Here is a 20,121-nt window from a genome sequence, read left to right as displayed (position 1 = left end):
TTTAGCAGAGTGAAGGACGAAGCTCCCTGTCGGGAGCGGACCAGAGACAAAAAAAGGGGATATCCGAAGATATCCCCTCAAACCCAAACGTTTACAGCAGCATCAGAACTTAACGGATACCCGAAGCACGCAGGGCAGCCGGTGTGAACTGATTGTAGGTCGGTACATAGGTCAGGTCTGGAGCGGAGACCTCTTCCGTGTACATACCCAGTGCGATGTAACGACCTGCCAGCAGGTCATACAGCGTTTCCAGCGAGTAACCCGGGATCTGGTAGTCGTAGTTGAAGGACAGGTGACCTTCACCTACACGCCACAGAGTACCGCGACCATCGTAGTGATCGGCCAGGGTGATCATCCAGGAGTCTTCGTCAACGAAGAAGTTACGCTGAGCGTAAATGTGACGCTGACCTGCCTTGACGTTGCCCTGAACTTCCCATACGCGGTGCAGCTCGAAACGGGTGTATTCCGGGTTGACGTGACCAGCTTGCAGAACGTCGGCGTACTGGGTGCCACGCTCGGTCAGTTTGCCGCTGTTGTACGGAATGTAGATTTCCTTCTTGCCAACCAGGGTCCAGTCATAACGGTCAGGTGCACCGTTATACATGGCGAAGTTGTCGGAAGTACGCATACCATCAGACGCGGTACCCGGGCCGTCGTAGGCAACCTGCGGAGCACGACGTACACGGCGCTGACCGGCGTTGTATACCCACGCCATACGCGGCTCTTTCAACTGATCCAGGCTATCGTGAACCAGCAGTACGTTACCTGCCAGACGGGCCGGAGCGTTCACACGCTGCTTGAAGAACAACAGGGTGTTCGGCATGGTCGACTCGTCGACGTCAGGCATCAGCTGCGGGTAACCCACTTCCTCTTCCAGCTTGATCAGCGTGAAGGATCCGTTGGTTTGCGGCATGGCCTGCATGTACCAGCGATGAGCGTTTACGCGATAGCGGGTGTTGTGGTTCCAGACAACCTCGGCACCGGACTTCGGAATCGGGAACGCAAAGGTTCCGTGGCTGAAGTTGGAGATGCCGTCACCGCCGTTGACCAGTTTGGCCTGACCGGCAGTTGCCTTGACCTGATCGTAGACAGACTGCGGGTAACCGACAGTACGCTTGCTCTGGTAGACCGGCATACGGAAGGTTTCAGGATAACGCTCGAACATGGCGACCTGACCCGGGGTCAGATTGTCCTTGTACTGCTGGTAGTTCTGAGCGGTGATCACGAACTCCGGCTGCTCACCAGCGAAGGGGTTCTCGTAGAAGTGATCTTCCAGTTCCTTACCGGCATCACGCGGCAGACCACCGGTCCATTCCGGAATGGTCCCCGCAGCATTACCGGCCTTCTCTGCACCGATCGGTGTCAGGGAAGTACCCAGCTGATCGATTTCAGCCTGGGTCAGGGTTTGCGCCATTACAGAGGATGCCATCAGGCTCAGGGCCAGACCGCCGACACCCATCAGAGTTTGTTGCATACGCATATTGTTATTTCTCCTTATGGCCTGTCTGATCAGAAGCTTACGCTGAAGCTGACGGCCGCAAAGTCACGGTCAACGGCGGTGTTGTACTTACCGTCGAAGAAGTCGGTGTAGCTGATGCTGGCGTTGTACTTGTTCGCGTAATCGGCGTTCAGACCAATACTGATTGCCTTGGCATCTTCGGTGAAGTTCGGGCCGTAACCCTCAACGTCATGCGACCAAGTCAGGTTCGGGCTGAGGTTCACCCCAGCGAAAACGTTGGAGTAATCCAGCGAGGCGCGGACACGATAGCCCCAGGACCAGTCAGTGTAGAAGCCGTCGTTTTCACACCAGCTTGCGGCATTCGGCGAACGACCAGCCGGAGCAGTGCCTTCGTTAGAGGAACACTGACCTGCAGGGAGCACTCCCAGACCGCCATCGCCTTCGACAAACGGGCTCTGACCAAACAGTGAGTCACGACCAAATTTCAGATCACCAATACCGGCAACATAGTTGACACCTGCCTCACCAACCAGAGACAAGCGGCTAGCACCAAGCACGCGCTCAATGAACTTGATAGCGGTCACTTGCGCCTGGTAAACCTCCATGCGCTCGTAGCCTTCGATATCATCACCAAAGCCGACAGTCAGGCCACGGTGGGTATTGTCCTGGCCAGTTGCAGGGTTCACCAGAGCGGTACGACTCATATCACCGGTGTTCAGCTGGAGCGGCATGTTCGGACGGTAGCTGATTTCACCACCCAGCGAAGTACCGGCAACGGAAGTCTGGAAGCTCATGCCATAAAGGCGAATATCTTCCGGATATTCAAAGTAATAGCCCGCAGCACCCAGCGTTCCGCCCAAGCCCGGCAGCAGATGAGCGGGGTTAGTAGTCACTGCAAACAGACCCGCAGTGTTGGAATAGATAGGAGTGCGGCTATGGTAGTTCATAGCGTAGAAGCCAAACTCGGAGTCGTTCAGCTCAGGAACGAACCAGCGGAAAGCGACACCAAACTGCCCTTCGTCCTTGGCCTCACGGTCTTTCTCTGTACGAGAAATAACAGTTCCCGCAGGCTGTTCACCTTGCGGGAAGTCAGTACCAGCGTAAACCAGGCGATCGTTACAGCCAGTGGCCAGGGTATCAGAACCGAAGAAAGTACCGCAGTTATCAATCGCGTACGGATGCCACTTGAGCTGATAAAAGGCTTCCATACTCAGGTTTTCGGTCAGGCCCTGAGAGATGTACAGCATCTCGACCGGCAACAGACCTTCCTTGATCTCGGCGCCCGGGCGGCGGAAAGCGGCCACGTCAATCGGGTTGATGGAGTTGATGGAGTTACCGATAAAGGTTGACTCACCCCAGCTGACTACCTGGCGACCCAGACGAATATTGCCCGGATTGTTGCCGATGAAATAGTTGTGGTAGACGAAGGCGTCCAGCAAAGCCACGCCTGCACCCTTGACCAGCGGCGGGCGACCGGAGTCGTCAATATCGTAGAAGTTCTGGTGGCCGTCTTTTGTCGCAAAATCGTACCAGTACTTACCGCGAATAAATGCACCAGAGTCGCCATAGCGAAGCTCAAGGTCGTGAACGCCACGGAAGATTTTGGAAAATACGTCTCCGGAGCTGTAGTTCAGTCGGCCATCGTCAGAGGTCCGAGCAGCAGCCTCTCCCCCATTGGACAGCGAAATAAAACGCTTGTCCGCATTCTGAGTAGATACGCTCATACCTACAGATACTTGCGAATCCAGCTGCGCTTCCACGTCACCGATATTGAAGTTAACTGCCCCAGCCGATCCAGAGAAACTGGCCAGACCGATTGCCAGCGGCAATGCGGCAAGCGACCAAGCATGCATTTTTTTTGTCATTGTGCTGCTCCGTTAGATTTGAATCATGGGTTCAAGACGACGCGAGCCGTCTAGCACCGGAACCAAGTCTGTCACGAGATCGGAACGCGATTTGGCCGATTCGGACGAGTTTTTTGGCCGCTAGGGACATTCACATGCTGAATACCCTTGATCCAAAGCCCGCAATTATCCGTTGCATAATTTTGCACAATAGGACTTTGTGTTTTATTGTTAACGCCAGTTGCAGTCGATCAAAATAATAAAATTCAGGCGACAAAGCCCATGACTCCACAGAACCATGCTCTTTCCTCGGAGCGCGTGCACGAACGCTGCTTCTGGGCACAGGGGATTGCCCAGGGGCTCGAACTGTACGGCAAAACAGTCCGCGACCTGCCCGCTGACCTGCGCCAGCATTGCAAGCCTTCAGACCTCAGCCAGATGCACATCAGCCAGAGCGATATGAACCGTCTCTGGAACGCTGCAGCCAAACTGTCCCAGGATGAGTGCTTCGGCCTGCGCATGGGCCGCCACTATCAGTCCAACACCCTCTCCCTGCTGGCGCTTTCCGCCGCCTCCAGCGAAACACTGGGCGAAGCCATTCAGCGCCTCATCCGCTTCATGCCGATTTTCAGCAGCCAGGTTCAACTCTACTCGGTAGAGGATGATCAGTACCTCACTCTGTACTTCCAGCCGCGCGGCAACCCGCATCCTCTGCATATGGAAGCGGTGATGAGCCAATGCAACAAGATCTGGGAAGGGCTTGGCATCGGACGGGCTTCGCTGATGCTGGAAAGCCGCCTCACTGGCGAGCACGAACGCAACCGGGACCTGTGCGAGACACTGCTCGGCAACCGGGTTCGCCTCGGCGCCAAGCGCATGTCATTCCGCCTGAACCGGAGCCTGCTGCGCACGCCCCTGCCCAATGCCGATGCCTTCCTGCGCAAGCGCCTGGACGCCTCGCTGGAAGACATGCTCAGCGACCTGCCCAACCTCGACTTTGCGGAACAGGTCAAACAGCGCATCCGGGTTCTGGTGTCTGAACGGGAGGTATCTGAAGAACTGGTGGCAACACCGTTCAACATGAGCCCGAGGCACCTTCGCCGCAAACTCAGTGAGACCCGAACCACCTACGAGAAGTTGCTGGATGAGGTTCGAATGGAGCTTGCCATTCGCCTTATAAAGGAAGGGAAACTGAACCTGGGCCGTATTGCCTTCGAACTGGGCTTTCTTGACCCCAGCAGTTTTACCCGCGCATTCCGACGCTGGACAGGCATGAGCCCAACCAGCTTTCGCAGCCAGGCAAAGCAAAGCGCCGTCCCCTCCTGACACTGGCCAGGCCTGCATCAGGGCTTGGCATGACGAGCTAGCCAGCGTTGACGGACGCGACATGTCGCGTCCCTACGCAGGAGCTGCACTCACCCGGCCATCCTGCCGGGCACCCGCCACATTCCCGACTGAGCTCCAGCCCCATAAACAAAAAAGGGAGCCTTGCGGCTCCCTTCCTGTACTGCGATCAGCTCAACTCAGCGAACGCCGGATGCACGCAGTGCTGCCGGAGTGAACTGGTTGTAGCTCGGGTCGAAGTCGTACTGCGGCGCAGAGTTCTCTTCGGTGTACATACCCAGAGCGATGTAGCGGCCTGCCAGCAGGTCGTACAGGGTCTCGAGTGCATAACCCGGGATCTTCTGCTGGTAGTTGAAGCCGAGGTGGCCTTCACCCACCCGCCACAGCGTGCCACGACCATCGTAATGGTCGGCCATGCTGATCATCCAGGAGTCTTCGTCAACAAAGAAGTTACGCTGAGCGTAAATATGACGCTGACCCTGCTTGACGTTACCCTGCACTTCCCATACACGGTGCAGCTCAAACCGGGTGTATTCCGGGTTCACGTGACCAGCCTGCAGTACATCGGCGTATTGAACGCCCGGCTCGGTCAGCTTGCCGCTGTTGTAAGGAATGTAGATTTCCTTCTTGCCAACCAGGGTCCAGTCGTAACGGTCAGGTGCACCGTTGTACATGGAGAAGTTGTCAGAAGTACGCATACCGTCAGAGGCGGTACCCGGGCCGTCGTAGGCAACCTGCGGAGCACGACGTACACGGCGCTGACCGGCGTTGTAGACCCACGCCATGCGCGGCTCTTTCAGTTGATCCAGGCTGTCGTGAACCAGCAGCACGTTACCTGCCAGACGGGCCGGCGCATTCACACGCTGCTTGAAGAACAGCAGGGTGTTCGGCATGGTCGATGCGTCAACATCGGACATTTGCTCCGGATAACCGACTTCCTCTTCCATCTTGATCAGGGTGAAGGAGCCGTTGGTCTGCGGCATGGCCTGCATGTACCAGCGGTGCACGTTCAGGCGATAGCGGGTGTTGTGGTTCCAAACCACTTCAGCACCGGACTTCGGAATCGGGAACGCGAAGGAGCCATGAGCGAAGTTGGAGATACCATCACCGCCATTGACCAGCTTGGCCTGGCCGGCAGTAGCCTTGACCTGGTCGTAGACAGATTGCGGGAACGCGACGGTACGCTTGCTCTGGTAGACCGGCATACGGAAAGTTTCCGGATAGCGCTCGAACAGGGCGATCTGACCAGGGGTCAGGTTAGCCTTGTACTGCTCCAGGTTCTGGGCAGTGATCACGAACTCGGGCTGCTCGCCCTTGAACGGATTCTCCAGGAAGTTGTTCGGCAAGGACTGACCGGCATCTGTCGGCAGACCACCGGTCCAGGCCGGAATAGTGCCGGAAGCATTACCAGCCTTCTCTGCGCCGATCGGCGTCAGGGAAGTGCCCAGCTGATCGATTTCAGCCTGGGTCAGGGTTTGGGCCATGACGCTTGAGGCCATCAGGCTGAGTGCCAGACCGCCGACACCCATCAGAGTTTGTTGCATACGCATAGTGTTACTCTCCTGTGGTCCGTATTAGAAGCTTACGCTGAAGCTGACGGACGCAAAGTCACGGTCAACGGCGGTGTTGTACTTGCCGTCGAAGAAGTCGGTGTAGCTGATACTGGCGTTGTACTTGTTACCGTAGTCCGCGTTAAGGCCGATGCTGATTGCCTTGGCGTCTTCAGTGAAGTTCGGGCCATAGCCTTCAACGTCGTGCGACCAGGACACATTCGGGCTCAGGTTGATACCGGCGATAACGTTGCTGTAGTCCAGCGACGCGCGGATGCGGTAACCAGAAGACCAGGAGGTGTAGAAACCATCGTTTTCACACCAGCTTGCCGCATTCGGGGATCGACCCGGTGCAGCCGTACCCTCGTTGGAGGAACACTGGCCAGCCGGCAAAGCGCCCAGACCGGTATCGCCATCGACGAATGGGCTTTGACCAAACAGCGAGTCACGACCAAACTTCACGTCACCCAGGCCACCGATGTAGTTGACGCCCGCTTCACCGACCAGAGCCAGACGACTTGCGCCCAGGACACGATCAAAGAACTGAATTACGCTGACCTGGGCCTGCCAGAACTCTTTACGCTGATAGCCTGGAATGTAGGTTCCCGGAGCAACATCCGCGTAATCGCGGTGAGTATTGTCGGCACCCAGCTGCAGCGCTGTACGGCTCATATCACCTGTGTTGATCTGCATCGGCATATTGGGACGGTAGCTGATTTCACCACCCACTGACGCACCAGCCACGCTGGTCTGTAAGCTCACGCCGTACAGACGAATATCTTCGGGATATTCAAAGAAATATCCGGCAGCACCGAGTGTTCCATCAAGACCAGGTGTCGGAATTCCGTTATTGAACGGACCAGCCAGATCGCCAGCAATGTTGGAGTAAATCGGAGAGCGGCTATGATAGTTCATAGCGTAGAAACCGAACTCAGAGTCGTTCAGCTCAGGTACAAACCAGCGGAACGCAACGCCGAACTGCCCCTCGTCCTTCGCCTCACGATCCTTCTCGCTGCGGGCGATGTAGGTGAAATTAGGCTGTTCACCCTGCGGGAAGTCTGTTCCGTTGAAGACCAAGCGATCAATACAGCCCTTCGCCAAAGTATCCGAGCCAAAGAAGGTGCCGCAGTTGTCGAGAACGGTCGGAGCCCACTTCAGTTGGTAGAACGCCTCCATGCTCAGGTTCTCGGTCAAGCCCTGAGACAGATAAAGCATTTCGACCGGCAGCAGCCCTTCCTTCAACTCAGCTCCCGGACGGCGCAGGGCGGCAACGTCAATCGGGTTGATGGAGTTGATAGAGTTCTGAATAAAGGTAGACTCACCCCAGCTTACAACCTGACGGCCGAGGCGGATATTGCCGGGATTGTTGCCGATAAAGTAGTTGTGATAGATGAACGCGTCGAGCAGCGCTACGCCGGACGCTTTCTGAAGCGGATCACGACTTGAATCGTCGATATCATAGAAGCTCTGGTGGCCATCCTTGGTTTCAAAATCGTACCAATACTTACCACGGAAGAATGCGCCGGAGTCGCCGTAACGCAGCTCAAGGTCGTGAACACCGCGGAAAATTTTGGAGAAAGCATCACCGGAACCGTAGTTCTGGCGACCATCGTCGGAAGTCCGCGCTGCTGCTTCACCACCGTTATTTACAGAGATAAAGCGCTTATCAGCGTTCTGAGTCGAAACGCTCACACCCACGGACAGCTGAGAGTCCAGTTGGGCTTCGACTTCACCGATATTGAAAGCGACTGCGTTTGCAGCGCCCGAGAAAGTGGCCATGCCAATCGCCAGAGGCAATGCGGCAAGAGACCAGCAATGCATTTTTTTTGTCATTGTGCTGCTCCGTTTGGGTGACATGAACTCACGCACGACCTGTGCGTGTTCAAGGCTCCCGCAGTCTGTCACGAGGCCAGCACGAAAGACTTGCCCCATACGGCCAACATACTTGACCGGAAAGGACATTCATTTGATGAATTGACACTATAAGCATGAGTAGATGTCACGGCATCAGGCTTCCGCCCGGACCTGGAAACGCCTCTAAATGCTCTGAAACTCCCTGCTTAAAGGGGGTCTTGTCATCCTCAAGCAGCCTTTCGCGACAATTTCGCCAAACCCCACCCAGCCTGACAGACACAAAGCAATACATCACCAAGAAAAAAAGCCAACAACGCAGCCGATACATTAACTGCAACATAATTTTGCTCTGCGGAACTGCGCGCAGGCTTTTCCCGCTCGGATTTATCGCTATACTGCCCGGCGATAAAGACAAAATGCTGTTTTGTCACAACAAGAATGGATCAGCGTCTCGATGCTCGAATACTCAAGCTCAGATTCCTTCGCGCGGGTGCGCGAAAGTGCTTTCTGGTTGCGCGCCATGGAACAGGCACTGAAACAGTATGGCGTCTCACTGGGCAGCTCCAGCCAGCTGGCTCCCTGGATAACGCTTCCAGTAGGCCAACCTCAGTTCGTCGATCAGGCACTTTGTTCCCACGGCTGGAGCGAAGCCCTGAAAGTCTCGGAAGATCCCCACTTCGCCTTGCGCATGCATCGGGTGTTTGTGCCAACCCCATTCGCCACCCTCGCCCTGGCAGCAGCGGCCAGCGAGCATATCGAAGCGGCACTGACATTGCTGACCCGTTTCTTCAGCCTGTTCAGCATTCAGCTGAAACTGGTGTGCGAACCCGATGACGAAGGCATTGCGCTGACACTGCGCCCGATTGGCAGCCCCCACCAGCAGCATGTGGAAGCGGTGATTGGCTATCTGGCCCGCTATTTCAATCGCCTGGATCTGGATGACCAGGGCCTGGTGCGCAAGCTGCAGCTGGTTCGCGCAGATGAAGACCCGGAGGGCCAGCGGCGCCTGTTTTCCCGCAACACAGTGGAGTTCGGTGACGACTACCGACTGGTTCTGGATCGCCGCCTGATGCACAAGCCACTCGCCACCTCCAGCCCCTTCATCCTGCCAAGGCTGATTGAGACGCTGGAAGCGATGCAGGCTGTGCTGCCCAGCCACGCGCTGAGCGAACAGGTCAAGCGTCGTATCCATCTGCTACTCGGCTCAGGCGACATCAGCGCAGAACGGGTAGCTGCGCCGCTCAACATCAGTCCGCGCCATCTGCGCAGAAAGCTCAGCCAGGAAGGGACCAGCTACGAGCAGCTGGCCGACGACGTGCGCCGCGAAGCTGCCCTCCGCATGATCAGCGACGGTCAGCTTTCGCTTACCAGCATTGCCTACGAGCTGGGCTTTCTGGACCCCAGCAGCTTTACCCGCGCCTTCCGCCGCTGGACCAATATGAGCCCGACCGCTTATCGGCGCGAGCTGAATCGCAGCGACGAGAACCCCTGACGCCTGCCTGAGCAGAGCATTGCTCGGGCTCAGGTTAAACACTTACTCAAGTCTGCCACCACCAAAGCGCCCGTACCGCACTCGGCCGAGGCGCAAGCCGCCAACGGGCGACGCACTGGCGTAACCCCTCTCAAGCTTCCAGACTCTGATGCCAGGCCGACCAAGATGTGCGACGCTGTAACAAAGCCCATTCTGCTGCGTCTGATGGTCAACGGATATGAGGAAAAAACGTGCGCGATACCCTGCCCTTACTGAATCAGCTGGACTTTCCATCGCTTCGGCGCAGTGCACTCGAAACGCTACAGGTAAATCTCACCTACCGCTGCAACCAGCGTTGCCTGCACTGCCACGTCAACGCCGGACCAACCCGCACCGAGGCCTTGTCGGACGAGCTGATCGAGCTGCTGTGTGACGTCATTGACGCTCACCCGGTCAGCACGCTGGATCTGACCGGCGGGGCGCCGGAGATGCACCCGCAGTTTCGCACCTTGGTCGCCCGCGCCCGTGCAGCGGGGCTGAAGGTGATCGACCGCTGCAATCTGACCATCCTGTCCGAACCCGGCCATGAGGATCTGGCACAATTCCTTGCCGATTCGGGCGTGGCGATCTCCGCCTCCCTGCCCTGCTATTCGCGCGACAACGTCGACAGCCAGCGCGGCGACGGCGTATTCGAGCGCAGCATCGCCGGGCTCAGGCAGCTGAACGCGCTGGGCTACGGCCAGCCAGGCAGCGATTTGGAGCTGAATCTGGTCTACAACCCGCAAGGCCCCAGCCTGCCGCCGCCGCAGCAAGCGCTGGAAGCAGACTATAAACAGCACCTGCAGGAAGACTTCGGCATCCAGTTCAACCACCTGCACACCATCACCAACCAGCCGATTGCCCGCTTCGGCAGTACCCTGGTCAGCCGCGGGCAGTTCAACCAGTACATGCAGCTGCTGCGCGACAATTTCAGCCCAGGCAACCTGCCCGGCCTGATGTGCCGCAGTACCGTCAGCATCGACTGGCGCGGCTATTTATACGACTGCGATTTCAACCAGATGCTGGAGCTGCCCATGCCGGTACTGGCGTCGGACCGTCCGCACCTGCGTGATCTGCTCAACGCCGATCTGCCCGACCACCCCATCGCCACCCGCGACCACTGCTTCGCCTGCACCGCCGGACAGGGCTCCAGCTGCGGCGGCGTTCTCAATACAAACTGATCAGGGACAGGATTGCACCACATGACCGCGACTAGCCTTACCGGCCTGTTTTTCTGGGGCTTTCTGATCGCCTACGGCGCGCTGATGTACTGGCTGTCGCCGCGCACCGTCACCATTGGCGGCTTTTTCAATGGCGAAGACAGCCAGGGCCGCCAAGCCTCGCCACTGCTGCTGACCACCAGCATCTTCATCAGTTGGATCTTCGCCAAGTCGGTCACCAATGCCGCCAATCTCGGTGCCGAGTTTGGTCTGGTCGGCGGCCTCGCCTACGCCACCTACTGGCTGTCTATCCCGCTCTGCGGGCTGGTGATCTACCGCCTGCGCCGACGTTTTCAGGCAACCAGTCTGGTCAGCTTTCTGACCAGCAACTACGGCCGCAGCGCCGCGCTGGCGTTCTCGGCGGCGATTCTGATTCGCCTGTTCAATGAGGTCTGGAGCAATACCGCCGTAGTCGGCGGCTACTACGGCGACAGCGGCAGTCCGGCGTTTATCGGCGCAGCACTGCTGTTTACCGCTGTGACGTTGGCCTACAGCCTGCGCGGCGGTCTGCGCAGCTCGATTCTGACCGACGCGGCGCAGGCCGCAATCTTCGTCATCGCACTGGTCTGGGTGCTGGGATTGGTATTGCCGAATCACAGCACCGCCGAGCTGACCAGCACCAGCCACTGGGCGCTTAACGCCGGTGTGGATCTGTTTCTGGTCGCCTGCCTGCAACTACTGAGCTACCCCTTTCACGACCCGGTGCTGACCGACCGCGGCTTCATCAGTGAAGAGAAATCCATGCTGCGCGCCTTCACCCTGGCTGGCGTGCTGGGCTTCGCTGCCATTCTGGCCTTCAGCCTGATCGGCGTGCACGCCACCCTCGGTGGTATCGAGGCCGGTGGCAACGTACCCGCCGCGCTGGCGAAAAGTCTTGGTGTTGGCGCACTGATCGTGATGACGCTGGTGATGATTTCCGCCGCCGGCTCCACCCTCGACTCGACCTTCTCCAGCCTCGCCCGCCTCAGCGGCCGCGAGTTGCCCGCCCTGCTGCAGCGTGATCTGGGCCAGAAAGCCATCGGCGTCGGCATGGCGACCATGCTGGTGTTCGCCCTGCTCGGCAACCTGCCGATGCTCGCCGGCACCGACATTCTCAAGGCCACCACCATCAGCGGCACCATGGTTATCGGGCTGGCACCGGTGTTTCTGCTGCACGGCTTCGTGCGGCCCACCCGGCTCGGCTTTCACCTGAGTTTCTGGACCGGCATCGGGCTTGGCGTTGCCCTCACCCTTGGCTGGATTCCGCAGAGCTGGGCTATTGGTGACGGTCGCTACGCACTGCTGCTCGGCACCAACCTGTACGGGCTGATTCTGTGTACCGCCGGATACCTGTTGCCCGGCATGCTGACCCGGAAAGCCGTATGAGCAAGGGACGTAGTTGCCCGGCAGACTATCGACTGCCCGCCGAGACCTTCAGCGCCCCCGTAAACCTTGCGTGCGAGGTGCTGTACGTGATCGGCGGGCTCTACGGTAACCGTCAGGCGCTGGACGCCATTGAGCGGCGCGTCGCTGGCGAACCCGGCGCCACAGCCGTATTCAACGGTGACGCCCACTGGTTCGACCGCGACCCGGAGGTGTTCAGCGATATCGAGCAACGCCTGCAACGGCACTACCCGCTGCGCGGCAATGTTGAAACCGAACTGGCCCGCGCGGGCGACGATTTCGGTTGCGGCTGCGCCTACCCGGAGCAGACCGACGCCGCCACGGTCGAGCGCTCCAACCGCATTCATCAGCAGCTGCAACAGACGGTCAACAGCCTGCCCGGCATGGCTGAACAGCTCGGCAACCGCCCCGCCACCCTGATAGCCAACGTCGCCGGCGAGCGCATCGCCATCACCCACGGCGATGAGCAGTCGCTGGCCGGCTGGCAGTGCGATCACGCGCAACTGCAGAAACCGGAGCGTCAGCAGCAATTGCACCGCTGGTTCGCAGAAAACTGCATCCGCGTACTTGCCTGCAGCCATACCTGCAGCCCGGCCGCGCTGAGCAACGGCGAGTGGGCGGTGATCAACAACGGCGCCGCTGGCATGCCCAACTTCAACAACGGCCGCTACGGCCTGATCACGCGCATCGCGCGCACTGCTTCCGCCGCCGCGCTCTACCGCGTGCGGGTCGGCTCGCTGATCGTCGAAGCACTGCCCGTCACTTACGATCAGCGCGCCTTTGCCGCTGAGTTCAAACGCCAGTGGCCTGACAACTCACCCGCTGCGCTGTCGTATTGGCAGCGCATCAACCAAGGAACCGACATGACGCCCGAACAGGCCTGCATCAAGGGCTTTACCCTCGCCAACGTGCTCTGTGCGCTGGAGATGCTGTCATGAACCTGCGTCGTCTGTTGCTGCTCGCCGTGGTCGTGGCGCTGGTCGCGGGCTTCTTTGCCTCGGGTCTGCAGCAGCACCTGAGTCTGGACGCGCTGAAAGCCCAGCAGCAGGTCCTTGACCAGCAGGTAACCAGCCAGCCAATACTCGCCAGCGCCCTGTATGTGGGGCTCTATGTGCTGGTGACGGCGCTGTCGCTGCCCGGCGCCGCGCTGCTGACCCTGATCGGCGGCGCCCTGTTTGGTCTTGGCTGGGGTCTGCTGCTGGTGTCCTTTGCCTCCACCGCCGGGGCGACGCTGGCGATGCTGATCAGCCGCTTTCTGTTGCAGGACTGGGTTCAGCAGCGCTTTGGCTCACGACTGGAACGCATCAACCATGGCATCGACCGCGAAGGCGCGTTCTACCTGTTTGCCCTGCGGCTGGTGCCGGCGTTTCCGTTCTTTCTGATCAACTTGGCAATGGGCCTCACCCGCCTGCCCGCCCGTACCTTCTGGTGGGTCAGCCAGCTCGGCATGTTGCCCGGCACCCTGGTTTACGTGAACGCCGGCCGTGAACTCGGTCAGCTCGACTCGCTGGCCGGCATCCTCTCGCCGGGGCTGCTCGGCGCCTTCGTGCTGCTGGGGCTGTTCCCCCTGATTGCCCGGCGCCTGCTGGACGTGATCAAGGCCCGTCGCGTCTACAAAGGCTGGCAGAAGCCCAAACAGTTCGACCGCAATCTGGTGGTAATTGGTGCTGGCAGCGGCGGACTGGTCAGCGCCTACATTGCCGCAGCGGTCAAGGCCGACGTCAGCCTGATAGAGAAACACGCCATGGGCGGCGATTGCCTCAACACCGGCTGCGTGCCGTCCAAGGCGTTGATCCGCTCGGCCAAGCTCGCCGCAGAAGTCCGCACGGCGCCCGCGCTGGGCTACAGCCACGCCGAGGCAACCGTCGACTTTGCCGCGGTAATGGAACGCGTCCAGCGGGTAATCAAGCAGATCGAGCCACATGATTCGGTCGAGCGCTACACCGACCTCGGCGTCGACGTGATCACCGGTGAGGCGCGCATCACCTCACCCTGGCACGTAGAGGTAAACGGGCGCAGCATCAGCACGCGCAATATCATCATCGCTGCCGGTGCGCGCCCCCTCGTACCGGACTTGCCGGGGCTCGACAGCGTGCCGATGGTTACTTCAGACACCGTCTGGAACCTGCGCGAGCAACCGCGCCGGTTGCTGGTGCTCGGCGGCGGCCCGATCGGCTGCGAGCTGGCACTGGCCTTCCAGCAGCTCGGCTCGCAGGTCATCCAGGTTGAGCGCGGCAACCGCCTGCTGCCCCGTGAAGACGCCGACGCCAGCGAACTGGTGACGGTCAGTCTGGGCAACGCAGGGGTCGATCTGCGCCTCAACCACCAGGCCGAGCGCTTTGAACTGCGTAATGGCACACCGACCGTTATCTGCCGCTCGCAGGACAGTGACCAGTCAGTAGAAATCGAGTTTGACTGCGTGCTGGTCGCCCTCGGCCGGGTAGCCAACACCCAGGGCTATGGCATCGAAACGCTGGGCCTCGCAGTGCGCGACAACGGCACGCTGGATACCAACGAGTATCTCGCCACCCGCTTCCCCAACGTCTTCGCTGTGGGCGATGTAACCGGCCCCTACCAGTTCACCCACGCGGCATCCCATCAGGCCTGGTATGCCGCCGTCAACGCGCTGTTCGGCAGCTTCCGCCGCTTCAAAGTGGATTACCGGGTGCTGCCGCACTGCACCTTTACCGATCCGGAGGTCGCCCGCGTCGGGCTGTCGGAAACCGAAGCGCAAGAACAAGGGGTCGAATATGAGGTAACCCGCTACGGTATCGACGACCTGGACCGTGCTATTGCCGACGAGGCCGCAGAAGGCTTCGTCAAGGTGCTGACCGAGCCCGGCCGCGACCGCATTCTCGGCGTCACCATCGTCGGCGCCCACGCCGGTGAGCTGATCGCCGAATACGTGCTGGCGATGAAGCACAACCTCGGCCTGAACAAGATCCTCGGCACCGTGCACAGCTACCCAACCCTGAGCGAAGCGAACAAGTACGCCGCCGGCCAATGGAAACGTGCCCATCAGCCGGAGCGCCTGCTGCAGTGGGTCGCACGCTTTCACGCCTGGAGGCGCGGTTGAAGCTGTCGATCATCATGCCGGTGCGCAACGAAGCTGCCGGCATCGTTGCCGCCCTTACGCCGCTGCAACCGCTGCGCGGTGAGCTGGAAATCATTCTGGTCGACGGCGGCAGCAGCGATGGCACCGTGCCCCTTGCCAGGCCGCTGGTGGATCAACTGATCCAGACTGCGCCGGGCCGGGCAGCCCAGATGAACGCCGGCGCGGCGCCGGCAAAAGGCGATTGGCTGCTGTTTCTGCACGCCGATACCCGCCTGCCCGACGGCTTTATCAATCTGCTGCCAAAACCAGGCAGCCCGCATCGCTGGGGCCGTTTTGACGTCCGGCTCAGCCCCTCCTCGCCACTGCTGGCGGTGGTCGCGTGGATGATGAACTGGCGCTCGCGGCTGACTGCCGTGTGCACCGGTGACCAGGCCATCTTTGTCGAGCGCCGCCTGTTCAACGAGTTGGGCGGCTATGCGCCTATCGCCCTGATGGAAGACATCGAGCTGAGCAAACGGCTGCGCCGCCACGACAGGCCGCTGTGCCTGTCCGAGCGCCTCACTACCTCCAGCCGGCGCTGGCAGCAGAACGGCACCCTGCGCACCATCACGCTGATGTGGCAGCTGCGGCTGCGTTACTGGCTGGGGGCAGATCCCCGTGATCTGGCCCGGCGCTACAGCGCTCCCCGTCGTCAACTGTAACCGGTTGTCGGCAGGCACCACAGCACCCCGCACAAGAATCTATGCTGAAAAACATAACGCCGACCTGCATCACAAAAAGGCACCGTTGCCAGATAACAATGACCGTACTGGCGAACATTTTGCAGGAGTCCAGGTCACAGCCACCACGTGTCCTGCAAGCGAGAAACAGCCATGCAATTTGAATCCGCCTTTCTGCCACTGCTGATCTTCGCCAAGGCGCCCGAACCCGGCCGGGTGAAAACCCGACTGATCCCCGCTCTCGGCGCCACTGGCGCCCGTGATCTCTACCTCAGACTCCTGCAACGCACCCTGACCCAGACCTTCGACTGGCCGGGGCCGCGCTTTCTCTACGCCACCAATCCCGAACACCCGGTGCTGCGCGCACTGGCCAGCGAACACGGCCTTAAGCTGCGGCAGCAGTGCGGCGAAGACCTCGGCGAACGCATGGCCAATGCCATTGCCGAGCATCCCGATGGAGCCCTGCTGATTGGCAGCGACTGCCCCGACATGGACAGCACGCACGTGCTTGCCGCCTGCCGTGCACTAAATCGGCACGACACCGCGATTATTCCCAGTGAAGACGGCGGTTATGTGCTGATAGGCCAGCGTGAAGCCAATCCAGCCCCCTTTCAGAACATGCACTGGAGTCACGAGCAGGTACTGAACGATACCCGCAAACGCCTCGAAGCTGCCGGCCTGACGCTGTGGGAAGGCCCGGCACTCTGGGATCTGGACACACCCGAGGACCTTGGCCGCCTGCCCAGCGAACTGCAGGACATAACGCGCCCATGTGCGTGACGATTTTGTCTCGCCCGCACTAATAATGCCCGCCCTGAGTTATCAGGGTAAGTTATGCATACCTATTGCCATCGACACTACATCGTTCTCCTTTGGCAGCTGTGACTATATGGTCAGCAGCATCACAGCACATACCCACGAACCACCGCCAAAGGATTCAACATGTTTGACCTCAGCCCCCGCGTCCAAGATCTGAAAGCCAAGCTCCAGGGCTTCATGGATGAGCACATTTACCCCAACGAAGCCGTGTTCTACGAGCAGGTAAAACAGAACAAGTGGGGCCACCCGGCCATCCTGGAAGAGCTCAAGGAAAAGGCCCGAGCGCAGGGTCTGTGGAACCTGTTCCTGCCCGAGTCCGAGCGTGGCGCCGGCCTGACCAACGAAGAGTACGCCCACCTGTGTGAAATCATGGGTCGCGTCTCCTTCGCCGGTGAAGTCTTCAACTGCAACGCGCCGGACACCGGCAACATGGAAACCATCGAGCGCTACGGTAACGACGAGCAGAAAGAACAGTGGCTCAAGCCGCTGCTGGCGGGTGAAATCCGCTCCTGCTTCTCCATGACCGAGCCCGACGTCGCCTCCTCCGATGCCACCAACATCCAGTGCGAGATCCGCCGCGAAGGTGACGAGTACGTCATCAACGGCACCAAGTGGTGGTCCTCCGGAGCGATGAACGAGCACTGCAAGATCGCGATCGTCATGGGCAAGACCGACCCAAACGCGCCGAAGCACCTGCAACAGAGCATGATTCTGGTGCCGCTGGACACCCCCGGTGTGAAGATCGTGCGCGACCTGCACGTATTCGGCTACGACCACGCCCCGCACGGCCACGCCGAAATCGAATACAACAATGTGCGCGTCCCGGTTTCCAACATCCTGCTGGGTGAGGGCCGTGGCTTCGAGATTGCCCAAGGTCGCCTTGGCCCGGGCCGCATTCACCACTGCATGCGCAGCATCGGTATCGCCGAGCGCGCACTGGAAGCCATGTGCCGCCGCGCCAGCGAGCGCGTTGCCTTCGGCAAGCCGATGTACAAGCTGGGCAGCGTGCCGGAAATGATCGCCCGCTCCCGTTGCGAGATCGACCAGGCCCGCCTGCTGACCCTGCACGCCGCGCGCAGCATGGACAAGTTCGGCAACAAGGTCGCCCGTCAGCAGATCGCCATGATCAAGGCCGTAGCCCCGACCATGGCCTGCAACGTGATCGACCGCGCCATTCAGATCTTCGGCGCAAAGGGCGTGTGCCAGGACACCTTCCTCGCCTCCGCCTACGCCAAAGCCCGCACCCTGCGCCTGGCCGACGGCCCGGACGAAGTGCATCTGAATGCCATTGCGAAGATGGAGATGAGCCAATATCTGTAAGGGCAGCGTCAAGCCGCAAGCTGCAAGCCTAAAGCTGACCTTGCACTGGTTTTAGCTTGAGGCTTGAAGCTTGTGGCTCGAGCGAAGCGAGGTTCTATGAGCACATTGTTTGATCTCACCGGTAAAGTCGCCATCATCACCGGTTCGACCAAGGGCATCGGTAAGTCGATTGCCGAGGAATACGCCAAGGCTGGCGCCAAGGTGGTGATTTCCAGCCGCAAGGCTGACGCCTGTCAGCAGGTGGCAAACGAGCTCCGCAGTCAGGGCTTCGACGCTCTGCCGGTTGCCTGTCATGTGGGCGACAAGGCCCAGCTGCAGAATCTGGTTGATCGCACCCTGGAGGCCTTTGGCCGCATCGACGTACTGGTCTGCAACGCGGCCACCAACCCGGTCTATGGCCCGACCCACACAGTCAGTGACGAGGCCTTCGACAAGATCATGGGCACCAACGTCAAGGGCACCTTCTGGCTGTGCAACATGGTCATCCCGCACATGGTCGAGCAAGGCGGCGGTTCCATCGTCCTGCTGTCGAGCATTGCGGGGCTGCGTGCCAGCGCCAATATCGGCGTCTACGGCATGTCCAAGGCGGCGGAAGCAGGCCTGGCCCGCAACCTGTCGCTGGAGTGGGGCCCGCAGGGTATCCGCGTCAACAGCATCGCCCCTGGCCTGATCCGTACCGATTTTGCCCAGGCCCTGCTGGAAGATCCGGACCGCCTGCGCAAGGTGGAAGAGAAGCTGCCGCTGCGCCGCGTAGGCGAGCCGGTGGATATCGCCGGGGTCGCGCTGTTTCTGGCCTCCAGCGCCTCGGCGTACGTTACCGGGCAGACCATCGTCGCCGATGGCGGCGATACCATTGCCTGATAACGTCTGATTCACCTCGCTGTTCAACGCGCCAGGGCTCGCCCTGGCGTGTTATTTTTGCCGACTTGACCCATCAACAACAGGATCTTCAAAGATGAGCGGAGCGACCCTGATTGACGTATTGCCTGCCCACAAGTTCGACGAGGCAAAGCTCGCCAACTACCTGCAGGACTACCTTCCGGGAGCCAACCAGGGCATCAAGGTTCAGCAGTTCCAGGGTGGCCAGTCCAACCCGACATTCCTGCTGGAAATCGCCGGCAAGCGTTACGTACTGCGCAAGAAGCCGCCGGGAAAACTGCTGCCCTCGGCCCACATGGTCGAGCGCGAGTTCCAGGTCATCAACGCCCTGGGCAAGACCGACGTGCCGGTACCGACCGCACGCCTGCTGTGTGAAGACCCCGAGATCATCGGCACAGCGTTCTACGTCATGGATTACGTCGAAGGCCGCGTCTACTCCCAGCCGCTGCTGAGCGAGGTAGCGCAGGAAGAGCGCATGCCGATCTACCAGTCGATGATCGAAACCATGGCCAAGATGCACAACGCCGACTGGAAGGCCATCGGCCTGGAAGGCTATGGCAAGCCCGACAACTACATTGCCCGTCAGGTCAAACGCTGGGGCGGCCAGTTCGAAGCCAGCCGCACCCACGACATGCCGGCGATGGACGCCCTGATGAAGTGGCTGCCGGAGAACATCCCGGCCGACGAAAGCACTACCATCGCCCACGGCGACTTCCGCATCGGCAACCTGATGCTGCACCCGACCGAGTCCAAGGTCGTGTCGATCCTCGACTGGGAGCTGGCAACCCTCGGCCACCCGCTGTCGGATCTGGCCTACTGCTGTCTGCCGTACCACATGCCGGTCAACGTCGACGGCGCCAAGGGCATGGTCGGCGCCGACCTGAAATCCCTCGGCCTGCCGGAAGAGCAGCAACTGCTGGACTGGTACTGCGAATACACCGGCCGTAGCGGCGTGCCGAACTGGAACTACTACATCGCCTTCTCGCTGTTCCGTTTGGCCGCCATTGTGCAGGGTGTTTACCACCGCGCACTGCAAGGCAACGCCAGCAACGCCGACGCTCTGGAAGTCGGCAAACGCGCCAGCCTGCTGGCTGAGCGTGGCTGGGAAATCGCCCAGAAGTAGGACCAAGCGGGGCAGCTCAAGCTGCCCCGTTGCACATTCAAG

General features: G+C 60.0%; 15 protein-coding genes. 11 read left to right on the top strand and 4 right to left on the bottom strand.

Going from position 1 to position 20,121, the window contains the following annotated elements:
* Nucleotides 1-109 precede the first annotated feature (109 nt).
* Both O5O48_RS11450 and O5O48_RS11445 read right to left on the bottom strand, forming a co-directional pair.
* On the bottom strand, nucleotides 110-1,474 hold the full coding sequence (locus tag O5O48_RS11450) for a DUF1329 domain-containing protein (RefSeq protein WP_228246180.1): 1,365 nt from the start codon (nucleotides 1,472-1,474) through the stop codon (nucleotides 110-112).
* Between the two features lie 35 nt (nucleotides 1,475-1,509).
* A complete protein-coding gene (locus O5O48_RS11445) occupies nucleotides 1,510-3,324 on the bottom strand; it encodes a DUF1302 domain-containing protein (RefSeq protein ID WP_269687058.1) in 1,815 nt (604 codons plus the stop codon).
* A 261-nt stretch (nucleotides 3,325-3,585) separates the two neighbouring features.
* Here O5O48_RS11445 and O5O48_RS11440 point away from each other — a divergent pair, with 261 nt between their 5' ends.
* Nucleotides 3,586-4,629 carry a helix-turn-helix domain-containing protein gene (locus tag O5O48_RS11440; protein WP_269687057.1) on the top strand — a complete coding sequence of 348 codons (1,044 nt, stop codon included), beginning with the start codon at nucleotides 3,586-3,588 and terminating at the stop codon, nucleotides 4,627-4,629.
* A 197-nt stretch (nucleotides 4,630-4,826) separates the two neighbouring features.
* On the opposite strand, the gene O5O48_RS11435 is transcribed toward O5O48_RS11440, so the two are convergent.
* A complete protein-coding gene (locus O5O48_RS11435; RefSeq protein WP_269688695.1) occupies nucleotides 4,827-6,191 on the bottom strand; it encodes a DUF1329 domain-containing protein in 1,365 nt (454 codons plus the stop codon).
* A gap of 30 nt (nucleotides 6,192-6,221) precedes the next feature.
* Entirely contained in the window at nucleotides 6,222-8,030 is a 1,809-nt protein-coding gene (locus O5O48_RS11430) for a DUF1302 domain-containing protein (RefSeq protein WP_269688694.1), read from the bottom strand.
* A gap of 541 nt (nucleotides 8,031-8,571) precedes the next feature.
* Between O5O48_RS11430 and O5O48_RS11425 the strand changes: the two genes are divergently transcribed.
* The 10 genes from O5O48_RS11425 to O5O48_RS11380 all read left to right on the top strand — a co-directional run bounded on the left by O5O48_RS11425 (nucleotide 8,572) and on the right by O5O48_RS11380 (nucleotide 20,079).
* On the top strand, nucleotides 8,572-9,543 hold the full coding sequence (locus O5O48_RS11425; protein WP_228246129.1) for a helix-turn-helix transcriptional regulator: 972 nt from the start codon (nucleotides 8,572-8,574) through the stop codon (nucleotides 9,541-9,543).
* A gap of 230 nt (nucleotides 9,544-9,773) precedes the next feature.
* Entirely contained in the window at nucleotides 9,774-10,742 is a 969-nt protein-coding gene (arsS, locus tag O5O48_RS11420; protein ID WP_269687056.1) for an arsenosugar biosynthesis radical SAM (seleno)protein ArsS, read from the top strand.
* Nucleotides 10,743-10,763: 21 nt separating this feature from the next.
* Complete coding sequence (locus tag O5O48_RS11415) at nucleotides 10,764-12,146, top strand: sodium:solute symporter (RefSeq protein WP_269687055.1); 1,383 nt, start codon at nucleotides 10,764-10,766, stop codon at nucleotides 12,144-12,146.
* Nucleotides 12,143-13,102: a metallophosphoesterase family protein gene (locus O5O48_RS11410; protein ID WP_269687054.1), complete on the top strand. Its 960-nt coding sequence runs from the start codon at nucleotides 12,143-12,145 to the stop codon at nucleotides 13,100-13,102. Before O5O48_RS11415 ends, O5O48_RS11410 begins: the two co-directional genes overlap by 4 nt.
* On the top strand, nucleotides 13,099-15,240 hold the full coding sequence (locus O5O48_RS11405) for an FAD-dependent oxidoreductase (RefSeq protein ID WP_269687053.1): 2,142 nt from the start codon (nucleotides 13,099-13,101) through the stop codon (nucleotides 15,238-15,240). Before O5O48_RS11410 ends, O5O48_RS11405 begins: the two co-directional genes overlap by 4 nt.
* Nucleotides 15,204-15,920 carry a TIGR04283 family arsenosugar biosynthesis glycosyltransferase gene (locus O5O48_RS11400; protein WP_269687052.1) on the top strand — a complete coding sequence of 239 codons (717 nt, stop codon included), beginning with the start codon at nucleotides 15,204-15,206 and terminating at the stop codon, nucleotides 15,918-15,920. The genes O5O48_RS11405 and O5O48_RS11400 overlap by 37 nt, the downstream gene beginning before the upstream one ends.
* 171 nt (nucleotides 15,921-16,091) lie before the next feature.
* Nucleotides 16,092-16,718, top strand: a complete 627-nt coding sequence (locus O5O48_RS11395) for a TIGR04282 family arsenosugar biosynthesis glycosyltransferase (RefSeq protein ID WP_269687051.1) — start codon at nucleotides 16,092-16,094, stop codon at nucleotides 16,716-16,718.
* 162 nt (nucleotides 16,719-16,880) lie between these two features.
* On the top strand, nucleotides 16,881-18,077 hold the full coding sequence (locus O5O48_RS11390) for an acyl-CoA dehydrogenase family protein (RefSeq protein WP_233048211.1): 1,197 nt from the start codon (nucleotides 16,881-16,883) through the stop codon (nucleotides 18,075-18,077).
* Nucleotides 18,078-18,173: 96 nt separating this feature from the next.
* The gene (locus O5O48_RS11385; protein WP_269687050.1) at nucleotides 18,174-18,938 is read left to right on the top strand and encodes an SDR family NAD(P)-dependent oxidoreductase; all 765 of its coding nucleotides are present in this window, start codon (nucleotides 18,174-18,176) and stop codon (nucleotides 18,936-18,938) included.
* A gap of 94 nt (nucleotides 18,939-19,032) precedes the next feature.
* Complete coding sequence (locus O5O48_RS11380) at nucleotides 19,033-20,079, top strand: phosphotransferase (RefSeq protein ID WP_088273703.1); 1,047 nt, start codon at nucleotides 19,033-19,035, stop codon at nucleotides 20,077-20,079.
* Nucleotides 20,080-20,121 lie beyond the last annotated feature (42 nt).

This window comes from Halopseudomonas sp. MFKK-1 (genome assembly GCF_027474385.1).
Lineage (GTDB): Bacteria > Pseudomonadota > Gammaproteobacteria > Pseudomonadales > Pseudomonadaceae > Halopseudomonas > Halopseudomonas aestusnigri.
Note: the sequence above shows the minus strand (reverse complement) of the source record. Positions and strands in the feature narration are given on the sequence as shown.

Bases quoted from the DNA above. Each gene is read 5' to 3' on its own strand.
- O5O48_RS11450 (WP_228246180.1), bottom strand. From the start codon at position 1,474: ATGCAACAAACTCTGATGGGTGTCGGCGGTCTGGCCCTGAGCCTGATG.
- O5O48_RS11445 (WP_269687058.1), bottom strand. From the start codon at position 3,324: ATGACAAAAAAAATGCATGCTTGGTCGCTTGCCGCATTGCCGCTGGCA.
- O5O48_RS11440 (WP_269687057.1), top strand. From the start codon at position 3,586: ATGACTCCACAGAACCATGCTCTTTCCTCGGAGCGCGTGCACGAACGC.
- O5O48_RS11435 (WP_269688695.1), bottom strand. From the start codon at position 6,191: ATGCAACAAACTCTGATGGGTGTCGGCGGTCTGGCACTCAGCCTGATG.
- O5O48_RS11430 (WP_269688694.1), bottom strand. From the start codon at position 8,030: ATGACAAAAAAAATGCATTGCTGGTCTCTTGCCGCATTGCCTCTGGCG.
- O5O48_RS11425 (WP_228246129.1), top strand. From the start codon at position 8,572: ATGGAACAGGCACTGAAACAGTATGGCGTCTCACTGGGCAGCTCCAGC.
- O5O48_RS11415 (WP_269687055.1), top strand. From the start codon at position 10,764: ATGACCGCGACTAGCCTTACCGGCCTGTTTTTCTGGGGCTTTCTGATC.
- O5O48_RS11410 (WP_269687054.1), top strand. From the start codon at position 12,143: ATGAGCAAGGGACGTAGTTGCCCGGCAGACTATCGACTGCCCGCCGAG.
- O5O48_RS11405 (WP_269687053.1), top strand. From the start codon at position 13,099: ATGAACCTGCGTCGTCTGTTGCTGCTCGCCGTGGTCGTGGCGCTGGTC.
- O5O48_RS11395 (WP_269687051.1), top strand. From the start codon at position 16,092: ATGCAATTTGAATCCGCCTTTCTGCCACTGCTGATCTTCGCCAAGGCG.
- O5O48_RS11390 (WP_233048211.1), top strand. From the start codon at position 16,881: ATGTTTGACCTCAGCCCCCGCGTCCAAGATCTGAAAGCCAAGCTCCAG.
- O5O48_RS11385 (WP_269687050.1), top strand. From the start codon at position 18,174: ATGAGCACATTGTTTGATCTCACCGGTAAAGTCGCCATCATCACCGGT.
- O5O48_RS11380 (WP_088273703.1), top strand. From the start codon at position 19,033: ATGAGCGGAGCGACCCTGATTGACGTATTGCCTGCCCACAAGTTCGAC.